The sequence below is a fragment of the uncultured Ruegeria sp. genome (assembly GCF_947497005.1).
Lineage (GTDB): Bacteria > Pseudomonadota > Alphaproteobacteria > Rhodobacterales > Rhodobacteraceae > Ruegeria.
Genome location: NZ_CANMFF010000001.1, coordinates 54,084 through 69,657 on the forward strand (window position 1 = coordinate 54,084; position 15,574 = coordinate 69,657).

The window sequence follows — 15,574 nt, forward strand, 5'->3', positions numbered from 1 at the left end:
TGTGGGCATTCCGTGAACTCACCCAGCCATTGATTCGATATCTTCGATCATCCGCTATTGCAGCGGGTTTGCGTTGCCCGAAAAGCAGATCTACCCCTGCCCCCGCACCAGCACATCCAGCATGCCCGAGATATCTTCGATCTCTTCCGCAATCACATGGGTCACCGAATGCGCCCGCTGCATCCGACCTGTCACCTTCAGCAACCGCCCGGAAATCACTGCACGGCGAAATTGCTCGTAGATCTTGCGCCAGACCACCACGTTCACGATCCCGGTCTCATCTTCAAGCGTCAGAAAAATCACCCCCTTGGCCGTCCCCGGCCTCTGTCGCAGAATGACCAGCCCGGCCACAGCCAATCGCGCGCCCTCGGGCGGTGCGTTCAGCAGGCTGGACGGCAGGCAAGACGGCGGTCGTGGCCAGTCCCGGTTTGAAACCGCAGGGCGAACAGGAGCAATAATCATGAGAACAAAAATAGAACATGTAACAGGAAAGTCCAGACATGGCGCACGGAGTCGCAAATGAGGCTGGAAAGACCCAAATGCCTTCACTAAGGAAGAATTCGAACATCGTAAAAGGAAGACGCACGCAATGGCAAAGATCACCTATGTCGAGCACGGCGGTACCGAACACACTGTCGAAGTCGCCAACGGACTAACCGTCATGGAAGGGGCCCGTGACAACAACATTCCCGGCATCGAGGCCGATTGCGGCGGCGCCTGCGCCTGCTCGACCTGCCATGTTTACGTTCATCCCGATTGGGTCGAGAAGATTCCGGCCAAGGATGACATGGAAGAAGACATGCTGGACTTCGCCTTCGAGCCCGACCCGGCCCGCTCGCGTCTGACCTGCCAGATCAAGGTAACGGACGCGTTGGAGGGTCTGGTCGTTCAGATGCCGGAAAAACAAATCTGATGCCAGTTGGGCGGGTCGCAATGGTGGCAATCGCGGTCAGCATTTGCCCCATTACGGCTAAATCTCAACAACCTTGGGAATACGAGCCACTGATTTCGGCGAAATACTCTCAACCTACCGCCCGCTACCCACACTGGGTCCTTGGCGACCAAATCGAATACGGCGCTCTTGAGCTTCAATACGCACCCGGATGGGCTAAGTATACGATTCAACTGCCCGAAGAGCGAGTCTTTGAAGATCTGAAACCCCGCCTTGTCGATGTCGACGCAAACGGCAAATACGAGGCAATGGTCGTCGAAAGCCATCGCGACAAAGGTGCAAGGCTCGCAATCTACAACGGTGGAGGCCTTGTCGCCGCCACTCCATATATTGGCACCCGATTCCGCTGGCTGGCCCCAGTCGGAGCTGCCGATCTGGATGGCGACGGCCACATAGAAATCGCCTATATCGACCGCCCTCACCTGGCCAAAACCTTGCGTATCTGGCGCTTCAAAGACGGTGATCTGACCGAGATCGCGGTACTGCCCGGTTTGACCAACCACAAGATCGGTGAGGATTTTATCTCCGGCGGGTTACGTGATTGCGAAGGCCCCCCTGAACTAATCCTCGCCAGCGCCGACTGGGCACGGATCATTAGTGTTTCCTATCAGGATAGCTGGCACATGACCGACCTTGGCCCGCTCAAACGTCGCGACAATCTCGCATCAGCGCTGAAGTGCTGATCCCATCTTCATCTGGCTAAAAATACCTTGGGGGTGAGGCCGCGAGGCCGAGGGGGCAAGGCCCCCTACCAACCCAAAGATCAAAGCGCCCGCCACCCGATATCCCGACGATAAAACCCGTCCGGCCAGTCAATAGCATCGACCATCGCGTAAGCCTGATCCCGTGCATTCTGCAGGGTTTCTCCGCGCACGGTTACGTTCAGGACACGCCCGCCCGAGGCCACAACCTGCCCTTCCACAGCCTTAGTTCCCGCGTGGAATACCATGTTTCGGCTGTCTTCAGGCAGCGCGTCCAACCCTTTGATTGCGGTGTCTTTCTCATATGAACCAGGATAGCCATTGGCTGCCATCACGACGGTGATGGCATGGTCATCTGCCCAATTCACACGCATATCACCCAATCTGCCTTCGGCAGCAGCGTGCATCAGATCCATCGCCTGCGCACCCAAACGCATCATCAACACCTGGCATTCCGGGTCACCAAAGCGGACGTTGTATTCAACCAGCCTTGGCTGCCCGTCCTTGATCATCAGCCCCGCATAGAGAACACCCTGAAACGGAGTGTCCCTGCGCTTCATCTCGGCGATCGTAGGGCGCACGATTTCTTCCATCGCACGGGCTTCAACCTCTTCACTCAGGATCGGTGCGGGGGAATACGCACCCATCCCACCGGTATTCAGGCCTGTATCCCCTTCTCCGACGCGCTTGTGATCTTGCGCAGTTCCGATGGACAAGATGTCCTCTCCATCGCACAGAACGAACAAAGACGCTTCCTCGCCATCCATGAACTCTTCGATGACAACCTCGGTCCCCGCGCCGCCAAAAGCACCGCCGAACATATCGTCAATCGCGTCCAGTGCGGTCTCTCCATCCATCGCTACGATCACGCCCTTACCGGCGGCCAGACCATCAGCCTTGACCACAATTGGCGCTCCCTGTTCCCGGATATAGGCCTTGGCGGGCTCGGCCTCGGTGAACCGGGCATAGGCTGCGGTGGGGGCATTCGCCGCATCGCAGATTTCCTTGGTAAAACTTTTCGACGCTTCCAGCCGGGCTGCTGCCGCAGATGGCCCAAAAACCAGCACCCCGGCCTCGCGCAGACGATCGGCCACGCCGGCGGCCAAAGGTGCCTCGGGTCCGACGATCACGAAGTCAATCGCGTTTTCTTCTGCAAAGCTGACGACCGCCCCGCCGTTTTCGATATCCAACGCGGCACAGTCGGCGATCTGAGCGATCCCTGCATTCCCCGGCGCCACGATCAGGCGGTCGCACTTGGGATTTTGCAGTACCGCCCAGGCCAGGCTGTGTTCGCGCCCGCCGCTGCCGAGAATGAGGATGTTCATGAATGCGCTCCGATCTGCTTGGCCTTGCCTGCGCGGCGTTCTAAGCTGGGTGAGCATTTGAAACAAGGCGCTGAAATGTCCGACCTGCTTGATGACCCGATTCCGGGTCAAAATACCCCTGAATACACGGTTTCCGAGATCTCGGGCGAGGTTAAGCAGACGCTTGAAGGCTCATTCGGACGAATCCGTGTGCGTGGTGAAGTCGGGCGCGTGTTCAAAGCACGGTCTGGCCACCTGTATTACGACATCAAAGATGACCGGAATGTGCTGGCCTGCACGACGTGGAAAGGACAAGTTTCCGGCTTGTCTGTTGTGCCCGAGGAAGGGTTGGAGGTTGTCGTTACCGGTCGCCTTACCGCTTTTGGCGCGCAATCGAAATACAACCTGAATGTCGATGAAGTCTCTGTCGCTGGCCAGGGCGCGCTGATGGCGTTGCTGGAAAAGCGCAAGAAGCAACTGGAATCCGAAGGCCTGTTTGCGCCCGAGCGTAAGAAGCCATTGCCATACTTGCCGCAAGTCATTGGCGTGGTCACGTCCCCTTCCGGAGCGGTGATCCGCGATATTCTGCACCGTCTGCGGGACCGATTTCCGCGCAAAGTACTGATCTGGCCTGTAGCCGTGCAAGGGGCAAACTGCGCGCCGGAAGTTGCCCACGCCATCAATGGTTTCAACCAGTTGACACCCGGCGGTGCATTGCCGCGGCCTGATCTGATCATCGTGGCTCGTGGCGGCGGGTCCATCGAAGATCTCTGGGGTTTTAACGAAGAGATTGTCGCGCGCGCTACTTCCGCATCGGACATACCGCTGATCTCGGCTGTTGGGCACGAAACCGATACCACCCTGATTGATTTCGTCTCGGACCAGCGCGCGCCAACACCCACCGCGGCCGCCGAACTGGCGGTCCCGGTCCGGATGGAACTGCTCGCTTGGACCGGAGAGCAACGTGCCCGCCTGTCGCGCGCTGCATCTGACGCCGTACAACGCCGAATGCAAAGGCTGCGCGATCTGTCCCGCGCCCTGCCACGTCCGGACAGCCTGTTGAACACTCCGCGTCAACGGCTTGATTTAATTGCAGATCGCTTAACACCAGCCTTGACACGTGGAGTGCAAAACCGCCGCCTGCAAGTGGTGGAACTGTCTGCGCATCTGCGCCCCTCAACTCTGCGCGGCCTGGTAACAACACGGCAGGAATCACTCCGCAACCTGTCCTCACGCCTATCCCTGCGTCCTATCCAACGAGAGATCGACCAGCAGCGGCAAAACCTCACCCGGCTTGGCGACCGGATGAACACGGCGCAGACCACGAGGCTGGATCGCCTGCAGCAACAGCTGGAGGCGACTGACCGCTTGCGTGAAACTCTCAGCTACAAAGCCACACTGAAACGCGGATACGCCGTCGTCCGTGCGGACGGGGATGTGATCACGACCAAAGTTCAGGCTGCAAAACAATCTGCACTGGAAATCGAATTCGCCGATGGCATTCTCAGCACCGGAGCAGCCGCAAAAACATCGCCCAAAAAGCCCAAACCGGACGCCCCGGATCAGGGATCGCTGTTCTAAGCCATGCTGACCATCTGGGGCCGCAAAACGTCATCGAATGTTCAGGCCCTGATGTGGTGCGTCGGTGAGCTGGCGCTGGATTTTCAGCGTCATGATGTGGGGCACAGGTTCGGAGGGTTGAACACTGATGCCTTTCGCAAACTGAACCCAAACGGCACGATCCCTGTGATACAGGATGACACGTTGCCCCCGCTATGGGAGACAGCCGCGATCCTGCGGTACCTGGCCAAAACATACGGTGAGGATGAATTTTGGCCTCGCAATCCGATCCAGCAAGCCGAAGTGGACAAATGGGCAGAATGGGCCAAGATCAATATCGCGATGGCGTTCACAGTGCCGGTGTTCTGGCAGGTTGTGCGGACATCTCAGGCAGAACGCGACCAGCAAGCAGTCAAAAATGCCGTCACGGCTTTGGAAAGCAAGTTGGCAATTGCCGATGCACAGCTATCTGAACACACATTCCTATGTGGCTCCTGCCTGACCTTGGCCGATATCCAGCTGGGGCACATCCTCTATCGCTACTACAACATCGAGATTTCCCGCACATCGCTGCCTAATCTGCGCCGATATTACGAAAGGCTGGCAGACAGGGCAGCTTACCGAAACCATGTGATGATCAGCTATGACGAGCTGCGAGCCGGGTAATCAAACGCCAACATCGGGTCCGTAGCACACCATGTCTTCCCCAAGGTCTTCCGCCTCGTACAACTCGGTCGCTTGGGAATTGCCTTCAAACTGCGCGATCAGACCGCCACCGGATTGTGTAAAGACCCAGCATTGCGGATCCAACCTGTCTTCATAGACAAAGCAAATCTGATCGTCCCGCTGATACCAGATCCCTTCCTTGCAATTCCCGTCAAGAAAAGACCAGATCACGCGACGGTTCGGAAGGTACCGCTCAACACCATAAACTTGCCCTTCAAGCCCGTAGAACAGTGTTTTCCCCTGCGTGTACTTGTCGAATTCCGAGCCAGACAAAGGAGACTGGGCCGCAACGGAATGCGCACAAAAGCTTGCGAGAATCATCCAATACCTGAGCATGCCCCCATTTTGTCAGAAGCATTCCGGACACGCCATTCACCCTTTGAACCAAGGTCATCACAAGATGCTTAACTCAACGTAAGCGGTTGATTTCACGCTACACCCCGGATGTGATAATTCTGAAAACGCACGGAGATGACATGACAACCGCACTATTCTGGATCGCCCTTTGCTGCGCTATGAGTTATCTTCCTCTCACCGCTCGACCCGCCGGTTCTTTGCGCACTGCACTGAAAACCGCTTCCGTTGCCATACTGGCAGTTATTGCCTTCCTGCTAGGCGGACCTTGGTTGCTGGTTCTCGCACTTGTTTTATGTGCGTCAGGTGACGCTCTGTTGTCGCGCGAAACAGATGCCACATTCATGATTGGCATCGCCGCTTTTGCCGCCGGGCACCTGGCCTATATTGCTCTGTTCCTGTCTCATCCAGCCAGTTCCGTTGACCAAATCTGGAATGCGCCCGCGATTGTATGGTCTTTGGTCGTTCTGGGTATCATCATGGCCACATTGCTTGCGCCCCGCGCCGGAGATCTGAAAGGGCCGGTTCTGGCCTATATCCCCATCATACTTGGGATGGGGGTCACTGTTCTGGCTCTGCCGGATGCGGGCTCCTTACGTTGGGCATTTCCTGCCGCCATTGCCTTCATCGCCTCTGACTTGATTCTAGCGACCGAAAAATTCCTATTGCCGCCAAACCATCCTGCCCTCAAGGCGACACCCTATCTGGTCTGGCCTCTCTACTGGGGGGCACAGCTTGGCTTTGTCGTCGCGTTTGCGTGACCCTTTGCAACTGCCGCAAATCCGCATTAGGTGAGGGGAACACCTGCGGAGACCAAAAATGGCGTTTTTCTCAAAGCTAAAGGACAAGCTGTTCAAATCCTCATCTCGTCTCGAAGAGGGGCTGGAAGCCATCGTCGAAGATGGCGGCGAGGAAACGGCGTCTCCGGACCCGGTGATCCCAGAACCACAGCCCGAGCCGCAACCCGTCCCCGAAATCCCGGACCCTGCCCCGGCGCCGCAACCGGTTGAACCGCCCGCGCCGATCCCGGCCGACCCCACGCCGGTCGCCCCACCGCCGGAAATCCCTGAATCCAAAGGTATCCTTAACCGCCTGTTCAACCGCGGCACCGCAACTGAAATGCGCCGCACGCTGGATGACGACATGCTGGAACAGCTCGAAGAGCTGCTGATCGCCTCTGACATGGGCGTCGATACGGCCCTACGCGTCACTTCCAACATGGCCGAGGGGCGTTTTGGCCGCAAACTGTCGACCTCAGAGATCAAACAACTGCTGGCGCAAGAGGTGGCCCGTGTGATGGAGCCCGTTGCCAAACCTTTGCCGATCTACCCCAAACGGCCGCAGGTGGTGCTGGTCGTCGGCGTTAACGGTTCGGGTAAGACTACAACCATCGGCAAGCTGGCCAGCCAGTTCAAAGCAGCTGGCAAAAAGGTAGTCATCGCTGCCGGTGACACCTTCCGCGCCGCCGCTGTTGAACAATTGCAGGTTTGGGGCGATCGCGCCGGAGTTCCGGTTCTGACAGCACCGGAAGGCTCGGATCCGGCCAGTCTGGCTTTCGATGCTCTAACCCGCGCGCAAGCAGAGGGCGCCGATCTGCTGATGATCGATACTGCCGGTCGGCTGCAAAACCGTGCCGACCTGATGGAAGAACTGGCCAAGATCGTCCGTGTTATCCGCAAGGTTGATGACACCGCTCCGCACAACACCTTGCTGGTCCTCGACGCCACAACCGGTCAAAACGCGCTGAGCCAGGTGGAGACGTTCCGGAAACTGGCAGATGTTTCGGGCCTCGTCATGACCAAGCTGGACGGCACAGCCAAAGGAGGTGTTCTGGTGGCCTTGGCAGACAAGTTTGGCCTGCCCATCCATGCAATTGGCGTCGGCGAACAGATCGATGACCTCGCCCCTTTCGACCCCGAAGAATTCGCCGCCGCCCTGACCGGCCTCGAAAAAGGCTGATCCGCCGCTTCACCTTGCCCAAAATACCTTCGGGGGGTGTGGGGGGCAGACGGCCCCCCACCCTCTCCGCCCCGCAAAAGGTCCGCGTATTTGAGCGACTGGCTTATTTCTCTTGAAGGCACCGAAGCTGGACATCAACTGGCGCTGGCCTTGGCGTTGATGGCCGCGTTCCTGCACGCCGTGTTCGGAGCGCTGCAGAAAGGTCGACACGACCCATGGCTTTCGCGAGGCGCCATTGACGCCTGTTATTGCCTGATGGCCGCCCCTTTCGCCTTCTTCGTGGTGCCCTGGCCCGAACCACATATGTGGCCGATCTTCGCCTTCGTCTGGTTGATCCACATCGCCTATAAAACCCTGCAAGCCATGGCCTACACCAAAGGCTCCTATACTGTCGTCTACCCGGTAGTGCGGGGCACTGGTCCGCTGTTTACTGTCATCGGTGCCTATCTTCTTTTTGGCGAAACATTCTCGGTCGTTCAATGGCTGGGCGTTGCCACCCTTCTGGCCGGGATATTCGGGCTGGCCGCCTATAATTTCAGGTTCCTCGAAACCAACCGGGACACATTGGGCATCGCGCTGACACTGGCGATCATCACAGGCCTGTTTGTGGCCCTCTACACTACGTATGACGCCTATGGCATACGCTCCACAGCCGACCCGTTCACCTTTCTGGCGTGGTTCTTCATGATTGATGGCGCAGCCATGCCAATTTATGCATTCCTACGGTGGCGCGCGATGGCGGACAGACCCACGCTTGGCCCGCTAGTGCTGCGGGGTCTTGCCGGCGGAATCATCGCTCCCTTGTCTTTTGGGTCGATCATGCTGGCCACACGGCTGGATAAGGTCGGTGAAGCCGCTGTTCTGCGCGAAACCTCAACCGTCTTTGCAGCGCTGATCGGCTGGCTTGTGCTAAAGGAAACCGTTGGTCCCAGGCGCGTTGCCTTGATGGCATTGATTGCACTCGGCGCCGTAATAGTTGAAATGGGCGGATAAGCAGCAGGAAGTACCGATGACAGGCAAAAAAGATATCAACCCGTTTCTGAAGCAGGTTCTGGAACTTGGGCCCCCGCTGGCCTTCTTCTTTATCTATCTGCGCCTGCGCGATGACAGCTTTCAGATTGGCAGCACCGAGTATTCCGGGTTTATCGTCGCGACGATTGTCTTCGTCCCTCTGATGCTTGGGGCGATGGGCATCCTGTGGTACCTGACCGGCAAACTCAGCCGGATGCAGATCTTTACAGCCTTCATGGTTATCTTTTTCGGTGGCCTGACCGCATGGTTCAATGACGAGCGGTTCTTCAAGATGAAGACCACACTTGTCTACGGTCTGTTCGCCGTGATTCTCGGCATCGGTTTGCTGCAAAAGAAATCCTATCTGGCCTACGTGCTGGATGAGATGCTGCCGATGAAGCATGAAGGCTGGATGATCCTGACACGCCGCCTTTGCGCTTGCTTCGCCGTTCTGGCCGCTGCAAATGAGTTCGTCTGGCGCACCATGTCGACGGACCTGTGGGTCAAAATCGAGACCTTTGGTTTTCCCATTGCGTTGATGGCCTTCCTGATGCTGCAATTCAGCATCCTGCAGCGGTATATGGAGGATCCGGAGCAATAATAGCTGTTCTGACGACGGCCAGGCCCGCCAAAACAAACAAAATTCTTGGCTTGCGCGTCGAGCTATGGGAAGCTGTGCCACCACCCACACTCACACCTTGCCCAAGATCGGTGCACACATGACCGCCTTCCCTAACAGCGGCTTCCTTTCCGAAGCCTCCGACGGGCTTAGAGATATGCTTTCGGCTCAGGCGACCGAAATTTCTCTGGCTCAGGACGAAGTACTATTCGAACAAGATGATGAGGGCGACGCGCTCTATGCCATCCTTGAAGGCACGCTTGAAGTGTCATTTTTGGCCATGAGCGGTCGAAAACTGACCCTGACTCTGATGCGCCCCGGCGAAGTTTTCGGCGAAATCGCGTTGTTCGATAACGGTCCGCGTACAGCGACCATCTTAGCAGCGGAACCATCCCGCGTGCTGCGCGTGCGCCGCAACGATGTCATGAACCAAATCAGGCAACAGCCTGATCTTGCGGTAGATATGATCCGTCTGGCCGGGTTGAGAATGCGCTGGATGGGATCGCAATTGAACGAACAGGTCTTTTTGCCCATGCCCATCCGCCTGGCCCGAAAGCTGTTACATCTGTCCGGATTGCAGGACGATCCGACCAAACGTATCACCTTGTCGCAAAGCGAACTGGCCGAGTTTGTCGGAGCCACACGTGAGGCGGTTTCCAAGACAATTTCAACCTGGAAACGTGATAACATGGTCGAAGCTTCCCGCGGCGGATTGCTAATTCAGGATTTCGAAGCTCTGCGCGAACTAGCAGATTCTGATCTTATCTGATCGGGTGTGATCTGGTTCACATACCGATGTCTCGGCGCTGACCTAAGGTGAGATTGTTACCGTAGGAGGTCAGAGAATCATCCCCGATATCTGTCCACTGACCTCTCCCTGTATCTGAGCCATACGCAGTTATTGCGTATGGCTCATTTTTTTTGAGTTACATTGGCCCTGTGTTTTGCTCAGAGTCAAGAAATTGGCCGGGAGCTTTCCCCGGCCATTTCAGTTATTCCTCGAGGCTCAGCGCCACAAAGCGTGGATCGCCGCCCCTGCGCACCAACAGCAACAAGGATTTGCGGCCGGCTTCGCGCGACTCTTCCATCCGGGCTTCGAGATCGCCGATTGTCTCCACCTTTTGCTGGCCCGCTTCGGTGATCAAATCACCCGCTCGCAACCCCTTGGCGTAAGCCTCAGAGGATTCGTCGACGTCTGCAATCACCAGACCTTCGGCGTCGGCATCCAACCCTAGATCCCCTCTCAAAGTCTCTGTAAGTGGCGAAATCGTCAGGCCAAGAATGTCTGCGTTTTCATCAACCGGAGCTTCTGGCGTTTCTTCTTCATCAGTTTCAGCGCGCTCAGCATCTTCGCGCCGACCCAATGTGACAAGTACGGTCTGCGTTCCGCCATCACGATGCACGATAACTCTGACGGATTTTCCGACTTCCGTTTCACCAACCTGACGTACCAGACCACGGGTATCTTCAACATCGACGCCGTTGAAGCTGAGAATCACGTCCCCAGCCTTCAACCCGGCTTCTTTGGCAGGACCTTCCGGAACATCGCTGATCAGCGCGCCACCGGGCTTTTCCAGCCCCATGGCCTCGGCCATGTCCTCGGTTACGTCCTGAATGCGAACACCCAGCCAACCGCGGCGTGTTTCGCCATATTCACGCAGTTGATCGACAACTTTAACGACCACATTCGATGCCATCGAAAAACCAATGCCGATTGAGCCGCCATTGGGCGACAGGATCGCGGTGTTCACACCGATCACTTCGCCGTCCATGTTGAACAAGGGTCCCCCCGAGTTGCCCCGGTTGATCGCCGCATCTGTCTGGATGTAATCGTCATAGGATCCGCTCAGCGCTCGATTGCGTGCTGATACAATCCCGGCAGACACTGAAAATCCCTGACCCAGCGGATTGCCCATGGCAATGACCCAGTCCCCCACACGCGCAACATCGCTGTCGCCAAACTGCACGTATTTCAACGGACCCGATGCTTCGACCTTGAGCAGTGCGATATCAGTTTTCTCGTCGGTTCCGATAACCTTGGCGACCAGTTCTTTCTTGGGTTGGCCATCGCCCGGGAAAAATTCCACAAGAATTTCATCCGCTTCGGCAATCACATGATTGTTGGTCACGATAAAGCCGTCTTCCGAGATCACAAATCCTGATCCCAGTGCGTTACTGCGCCGTGGTGCATTGTCATCATCGTCGCCGTCTCGGTCCTGAAACTCGCGAAAAAAGTCTTCGAACGGAGAGCCTTCGGGTACAATGCCCTGCGGACCTGTTTGGCCTTCGATCAGGGTACTGGTCGTGATGTTCACCACTGCAGGGCTGATTTTTTCGGCCAGCGGCGCCAGGCTTTCGCCCCGGGCCTGCGCCACGGCCGATTGCGCCAGCACAATCAGCGTACCGGCAAAAGCCAGCCACATCAGCCGCATCCAAACACTCCCTTCGCCCCACCGGACGGATACACTGCGCGCTTTCGCCTGCACTTGAGCTCTCCTTGTCGAAATTCTTGCCAAGACCGCCTGAATACGGCCTTTCTTACCAACCAATGTAGTCAGTTTGACCCGGCGAGCAACTCGGCATCGCAGCGAAATCACCGGCAAGTGAAGGCCTTGGGTCAAAAGCCCAGCTGATACGCGCCCCAAAGCAGGATCAGCCCGCTGATCACACACAGCAATCCGGCCAGACGCCGGGCTTGCTCCGGCAGGTCTCGCAAGGCTTCAAGCATCCGTTCGATAAGCGAAGGGGCCAGCGCATAGGCCAGCCCCTCGACAATCAATACCAGCCCAAAGGCCAGAAGGATCATACCCATTATTCGGACGCCGAAGCCGCTGGCACAGTCCGCCCTGTCGGAGAACCAAGGTAATTGAAGAACTCTGAATCCGGGCTCAACACCAGCGAGCTGTTGCCGCCTTGCAGCGCATTCTCATAGGCCGTCAGTGAGCGGTAAAACTCAAAGAACTCCGGATCGGCACCGTAGGCATCAGCAAAGATCGCGTTGCGTTCGGCGTCGGCCTCACCGCGGGTGATTTCAGCTTCACGACGCGCGTCCGACACTAGCTCAACCACAGTTCGGTCGGCCTGCGCACGTACACGCTGCGCGGCCTCGTTACCACGCGCGCGTTCGTCGGTCGCTTCACGTTCCCGCTCGGCCTTCATCCGATCGAAAGTCGCCTCAAGGTTGGCCTGCGGCAGATCTGTCGCCTTCAAACGAACGTCGATCACAGTAACACCCAACGCCAGCGCTTCGGCAATGGCACTGTTGCGGATACGCAGCATCAATGCGGCACGGTCGGAACTCAGGATATCGCGCGAGGATACCGAACCCAGAACTTCACGGGTTTCGGCGCGCAAGATGCGGTCCAGTCGATCCTCGGCAACCGGGATACCGCCAACACCAACCGCTTGACGGAACTGGTTCAGATCGGAAATTCGGTAACGTGCAAAAGCGTCGACCACGAGGCGACGATCATCCAGCGGCGTGACCTCCAGCGGCTGCACGTCGATGGACAAGATGCGGTCGTCATAGCGCACCACTTCCTGAATCAGCGGAATTTTGAACGCCAGACCCGGCTCTTCCTTCACCGCGACAACGCGGCCAAATTGCAGAACCAGAGCACGCTCGCGCTCGTCCACGATGAAGATCGAGGACAGCACGCCGACTATCGCGATGAAAACGATCGGCAGTATAAATGTCGTTTTACGCATCAGTTGCTCTCCCCTGCAGGGCTTCGGCGCAGCTCGTTGAGCGGCAGATAGGGCACAACGCCCTGCCCTTGCCCACTCGAGCTCGGGTCTAGAATGATCTTATCGACGTCACCCAAAATCTGTTCCATCCGTTCCAGATACAAACGCTTGCGGGTCACGTCCGGTGCCTTGGAATACTCTTCCAGAACCGCGCTAAAACGGCTGGCCTCACCCTGAGCGCTGTTGATCTGTTGGGCACGATACCCTTCAGCCTCTTCCAGAATCTGTGCGGCTTCACCTCGCGCTTCGGCGAGTACACGGTTGGCATAGGCGTCAGCGACGTTCTGCAGACGGTCACGCTCTTGCGCGGCCGCCTGAACATCGCGAAACGCCGCAATCACGTCCTGTGGCGGGTCGGCCTTGTCAAAGTTCACACGGACGATGTTCACGCCAGAATCATAGCTGTCCATCGTCGCCTGAATCAGTTCCTGCAGGCGGTCGGCGATAATGCCGCGATCCCGGTTCAGAATCGGCGCCAGTTCGCTTTGCGCAATAATCTCACGCATGGCCGACTCCGACACTGCCTGAATCGTCTGGCGCGGGTCACGCAGATTGAAAAGGAATTTGGCGGGATCATTGATGTTCCAAACAACTTGATAGTCGATATCGACCACATTTTCGTCGCCGGTCAACATCAGGCCATCGTCGCTGCCACGGGCACCGCCCATGTCTTCGTTCTGTTCGCGGGTCACAGGAATAACCTCTGCGGTGACAAACGGCCACGGAGCAAAGTTCAGGCCCGGGTTTCCGACGGCCGAGAACTCACCCAGAAACAGTTCAACCGATTGTTCTTCGGGTTTGACGGTGTAGAAGCTGGCTAACCCCCACACGACAGCAGCTGCCATCAAGCCAATCGCGACCGTGCCTTTGGTAAAGGCCGGGCCACCGCCGCCTTGACCGCCGCTACCGCCACGGCCACCGCCACCGCGACCGCCCATGAGGACGCGCAGCTGCTCTTGGCCTTTTTTCATCAGCTCATCGATCTCGGGGATCTGCGGGCCATCGCTTTCGGGGGGCTTGCGCCCGTCCCCGTTGTTACCCCGATTTCCTCCGCCACCCGAAGAGCCTCCGCCCCCCCAGGGGCCGCCGCTGTTGCCCGCCATATGTATCTTTTCCCTTGTATTGGACCGTGTGATCACGGGTTCCCTTGTAACGTGTGTACGCGCGCTTGCAAATCAAGCCGTGCGTACAGGTTGCCGCATTGTCACCAGTTCTTCGGCCATCACTGGGTGAACTGCAACCGTGCGATCAAAATCTTCCTTCGTCGCGCCCATTTTTACGGCAATTCCGGCCAGCTGGATCATCTCTCCGGCACCGGGGGCGACAATATGGCATCCCAGAACCTTGCGCGTGGCCTGAGAAACGATCAATTTCATCAAAACCCGTTGTGTGCCGCCCGCAAAAGATTTCTGCATCGGTTTGAACGACGTGGCATAAACCTCGATTGGTTCCCGAGCCGAGGCCTCCTCTTCGCTAAGACCAACCGTGCCCATTTCGGGCTGCGTGAAGATCGCGGTCGGGATCAGGTCGTGATCCACTGGTGTTGGGTTGCCTTTGAAAACGGTTTCCACGAAAGCCATGCCCTCGCGGATGGCAACAGGCGTCAGGTTCACCCGATCCGTCACATCGCCGATGGCATAGATCGAGGGAACAGCGGTCTGGCTGTATTCGTCCACGACGATCTCGCCTTTGCGACCGCGTTCAACGCCCAGTTCCTCCAGCCCGAGGTTATCGGCATTCGGCGCGCGACCGGTTGCGTACATAACCACGTCGAAACGATCCTCGGTGCCGTCGGTTGCCTTGACGCGGATCTGGTCGCCGTCTTTGGTCATTTCCAGCACGTTGGTGCCCAGACGAACGTCGATACCGTTCTGGCGCATCTCTTCGCAGATCAGCCCGCGCGCTTCTTCGTCAAAGCCACGCAGAATTTGCGCACCGCGATAGAATTGCGTGGTCTTGACACCCAGTCCGTTCATAATCCCGGCGAATTCGCTGGCGATGTACCCTCCACCAACGATCAAAATGCTCTTGGGGAGCTTGTCCAGATGGAATATCTCGTTCGAAGTGATCGCCAGCTCCGAACCCGGGAAATCCGGCACAACCGGGCGACCGCCGGTAGCGATCAGGATGTGTTTGGCTGTTTTGCGGGTGCCGTCGGTCAGCTCGACCGTATGGGCATCCACCAGGCGCGCCCGCTGATCAAAGCTTTCAACACCGTTGTTTTTCAGGATGTTACGATAGATACCTTCCAACCGATCAAGCTCAGCCACCAGCTTGTCATGGAAGGTATTCCAATTGAACGCACCGGGCTGAACGTCCCAGCCATAAGCCTGCGCGTCCCCGACCATGTCCGAATATTCGCTGGCAAAGACCATCAGTTTCTTGGGCACACAACCCCGGATCACACAAGTGCCACCATAACGGTCTTCTTCGGCCAAGGCGACCTTGGCACCTGTTTCACCCGCCGCCACACGCGCTGCGCGGACCCCGCCCGAGCCTCCTCCGATGACGAAAAGATCATAGTCAAAGCTCATGCCGGTTTCCTTCGTTCAACTTGTAAAAATTCTTTGGATATCTGGGCGTGAAAACTCTGGTGCCAACCCCCGCACGCGGAATTTTCGATCTTTCACTGACGCTTGTC

At 57.4% G+C, this 15,574-nt stretch carries 17 protein-coding genes; 9 read left to right on the plus strand and 8 right to left on the minus strand.

The window, feature by feature from the left end:
- Positions 1-90: 90 nt before the first annotated feature.
- Complete coding sequence (locus Q0816_RS00255) at positions 91-462, minus strand: OB-fold nucleic acid binding domain-containing protein (RefSeq protein WP_298846111.1); 372 nt, start codon at positions 460-462, stop codon at positions 91-93.
- 127 nt (positions 463-589) lie between these two features.
- Between Q0816_RS00255 and Q0816_RS00260 the strand changes: the two genes are divergently transcribed.
- Positions 590-913, plus strand: a complete 324-nt coding sequence (locus tag Q0816_RS00260; RefSeq protein ID WP_298846113.1) for a 2Fe-2S iron-sulfur cluster-binding protein — start codon at positions 590-592, stop codon at positions 911-913.
- 20 nt (positions 914-933) lie between these two features.
- The gene (locus Q0816_RS00265) at positions 934-1,635 is read left to right on the plus strand and encodes a VCBS repeat-containing protein (RefSeq protein WP_298846118.1); all 702 of its coding nucleotides are present in this window, start codon (positions 934-936) and stop codon (positions 1,633-1,635) included.
- A gap of 80 nt (positions 1,636-1,715) precedes the next feature.
- Here Q0816_RS00265 and purD read toward each other — a convergent pair whose 3' ends face one another.
- Positions 1,716-2,978 (minus strand): phosphoribosylamine--glycine ligase, encoded by a 1,263-nt coding sequence (purD, locus tag Q0816_RS00270; protein WP_298846121.1) that lies wholly within the window; start codon positions 2,976-2,978, stop codon positions 1,716-1,718.
- 75 nt (positions 2,979-3,053) lie between these two features.
- On the opposite strand from purD, the gene xseA reads away from it, so the two are divergent.
- Positions 3,054-4,538, plus strand: a complete 1,485-nt coding sequence (gene xseA, locus Q0816_RS00275) for an exodeoxyribonuclease VII large subunit (protein WP_298846123.1) — start codon at positions 3,054-3,056, stop codon at positions 4,536-4,538.
- Positions 4,539-4,541: 3 nt separating this feature from the next.
- Positions 4,542-5,183: a glutathione S-transferase family protein gene (locus tag Q0816_RS00280; protein WP_298846126.1), complete on the plus strand. Its 642-nt coding sequence runs from the start codon at positions 4,542-4,544 to the stop codon at positions 5,181-5,183.
- Here Q0816_RS00280 and Q0816_RS00285 read toward each other — a convergent pair whose 3' ends face one another.
- Positions 5,184-5,564: a hypothetical protein gene (locus Q0816_RS00285; protein ID WP_298846129.1), complete on the minus strand. Its 381-nt coding sequence runs from the start codon at positions 5,562-5,564 to the stop codon at positions 5,184-5,186.
- Positions 5,565-5,719: 155 nt separating this feature from the next.
- Here Q0816_RS00285 and Q0816_RS00290 point away from each other — a divergent pair, with 155 nt between their 5' ends.
- The 5 genes from Q0816_RS00290 (at position 5,720) to Q0816_RS00310 (ending at position 9,955) form a co-directional block, all read left to right on the plus strand.
- The gene (locus tag Q0816_RS00290) at positions 5,720-6,358 is read left to right on the plus strand and encodes a lysoplasmalogenase (RefSeq protein WP_298846132.1); all 639 of its coding nucleotides are present in this window, start codon (positions 5,720-5,722) and stop codon (positions 6,356-6,358) included.
- A 58-nt stretch (positions 6,359-6,416) separates the two neighbouring features.
- Positions 6,417-7,556, plus strand: coding sequence for a signal recognition particle-docking protein FtsY (gene ftsY, locus Q0816_RS00295; RefSeq protein WP_298846135.1), 1,140 nt, complete (start codon positions 6,417-6,419; stop codon positions 7,554-7,556).
- A gap of 90 nt (positions 7,557-7,646) precedes the next feature.
- Positions 7,647-8,549, plus strand: coding sequence for an EamA family transporter (locus Q0816_RS00300; protein WP_298846140.1), 903 nt, complete (start codon positions 7,647-7,649; stop codon positions 8,547-8,549).
- 16 nt (positions 8,550-8,565) lie between these two features.
- Entirely contained in the window at positions 8,566-9,168 is a 603-nt protein-coding gene (locus Q0816_RS00305; protein WP_298846143.1) for an inner membrane-spanning protein YciB, read from the plus strand.
- Between the two features lie 118 nt (positions 9,169-9,286).
- Positions 9,287-9,955, plus strand: coding sequence for a Crp/Fnr family transcriptional regulator (locus Q0816_RS00310; protein WP_298846147.1), 669 nt, complete (start codon positions 9,287-9,289; stop codon positions 9,953-9,955).
- A 223-nt stretch (positions 9,956-10,178) separates the two neighbouring features.
- On the opposite strand, the gene Q0816_RS00315 is transcribed toward Q0816_RS00310, so the two are convergent.
- The 5 genes from Q0816_RS00315 to gor form a co-directional block, all read right to left on the minus strand.
- A complete protein-coding gene (locus tag Q0816_RS00315) occupies positions 10,179-11,672 on the minus strand; it encodes a Do family serine endopeptidase (RefSeq protein WP_298846150.1) in 1,494 nt (497 codons plus the stop codon).
- Positions 11,673-11,803: 131 nt separating this feature from the next.
- Complete coding sequence (locus tag Q0816_RS00320) at positions 11,804-11,998, minus strand: DUF2065 domain-containing protein (RefSeq protein ID WP_298846152.1); 195 nt, start codon at positions 11,996-11,998, stop codon at positions 11,804-11,806.
- Complete coding sequence (gene hflC, locus Q0816_RS00325; protein ID WP_298846155.1) at positions 11,998-12,894, minus strand: protease modulator HflC; 897 nt, start codon at positions 12,892-12,894, stop codon at positions 11,998-12,000. Before hflC ends, Q0816_RS00320 begins: the two co-directional genes overlap by 1 nt.
- Positions 12,894-14,036, minus strand: coding sequence for an FtsH protease activity modulator HflK (gene hflK, locus Q0816_RS00330; protein WP_298846157.1), 1,143 nt, complete (start codon positions 14,034-14,036; stop codon positions 12,894-12,896). Before hflK ends, hflC begins: the two co-directional genes overlap by 1 nt.
- Positions 14,037-14,108: 72 nt before the next feature.
- On the minus strand, positions 14,109-15,467 hold the full coding sequence (gene gor / locus Q0816_RS00335; protein WP_298846160.1) for a glutathione-disulfide reductase: 1,359 nt from the start codon (positions 15,465-15,467) through the stop codon (positions 14,109-14,111).
- Between the last annotated feature and the right edge of the window lie 107 nt (positions 15,468-15,574).

What these genes read in the sequence shown, in the direction of transcription:
- Q0816_RS00255 (WP_298846111.1), bottom strand. Translation starts at nt 462, where the DNA reads ATGATTATTGCTCCTGTTCGCCCTGCGGTTTCAAACCGGGACTGGCCA.
- Q0816_RS00260 (WP_298846113.1), top strand. Translation starts at nt 590, where the DNA reads ATGGCAAAGATCACCTATGTCGAGCACGGCGGTACCGAACACACTGTC.
- Q0816_RS00265 (WP_298846118.1), top strand. Translation starts at nt 934, where the DNA reads ATGGTGGCAATCGCGGTCAGCATTTGCCCCATTACGGCTAAATCTCAA.
- purD (WP_298846121.1), bottom strand. Translation starts at nt 2,978, where the DNA reads ATGAACATCCTCATTCTCGGCAGCGGCGGGCGCGAACACAGCCTGGCC.
- xseA (WP_298846123.1), top strand. Translation starts at nt 3,054, where the DNA reads ATGTCCGACCTGCTTGATGACCCGATTCCGGGTCAAAATACCCCTGAA.
- Q0816_RS00280 (WP_298846126.1), top strand. Translation starts at nt 4,542, where the DNA reads ATGCTGACCATCTGGGGCCGCAAAACGTCATCGAATGTTCAGGCCCTG.
- Q0816_RS00285 (WP_298846129.1), bottom strand. Translation starts at nt 5,564, where the DNA reads ATGATTCTCGCAAGCTTTTGTGCGCATTCCGTTGCGGCCCAGTCTCCT.
- Q0816_RS00290 (WP_298846132.1), top strand. Translation starts at nt 5,720, where the DNA reads ATGACAACCGCACTATTCTGGATCGCCCTTTGCTGCGCTATGAGTTAT.
- ftsY (WP_298846135.1), top strand. Translation starts at nt 6,417, where the DNA reads ATGGCGTTTTTCTCAAAGCTAAAGGACAAGCTGTTCAAATCCTCATCT.
- Q0816_RS00305 (WP_298846143.1), top strand. Translation starts at nt 8,566, where the DNA reads ATGACAGGCAAAAAAGATATCAACCCGTTTCTGAAGCAGGTTCTGGAA.
- Q0816_RS00310 (WP_298846147.1), top strand. Translation starts at nt 9,287, where the DNA reads ATGACCGCCTTCCCTAACAGCGGCTTCCTTTCCGAAGCCTCCGACGGG.
- Q0816_RS00320 (WP_298846152.1), bottom strand. Translation starts at nt 11,998, where the DNA reads ATGGGTATGATCCTTCTGGCCTTTGGGCTGGTATTGATTGTCGAGGGG.
- hflC (WP_298846155.1), bottom strand. Translation starts at nt 12,894, where the DNA reads ATGCGTAAAACGACATTTATACTGCCGATCGTTTTCATCGCGATAGTC.
- hflK (WP_298846157.1), bottom strand. Translation starts at nt 14,036, where the DNA reads ATGGCGGGCAACAGCGGCGGCCCCTGGGGGGGCGGAGGCTCTTCGGGT.
- gor (WP_298846160.1), bottom strand. Translation starts at nt 15,467, where the DNA reads ATGAGCTTTGACTATGATCTTTTCGTCATCGGAGGAGGCTCGGGCGGG.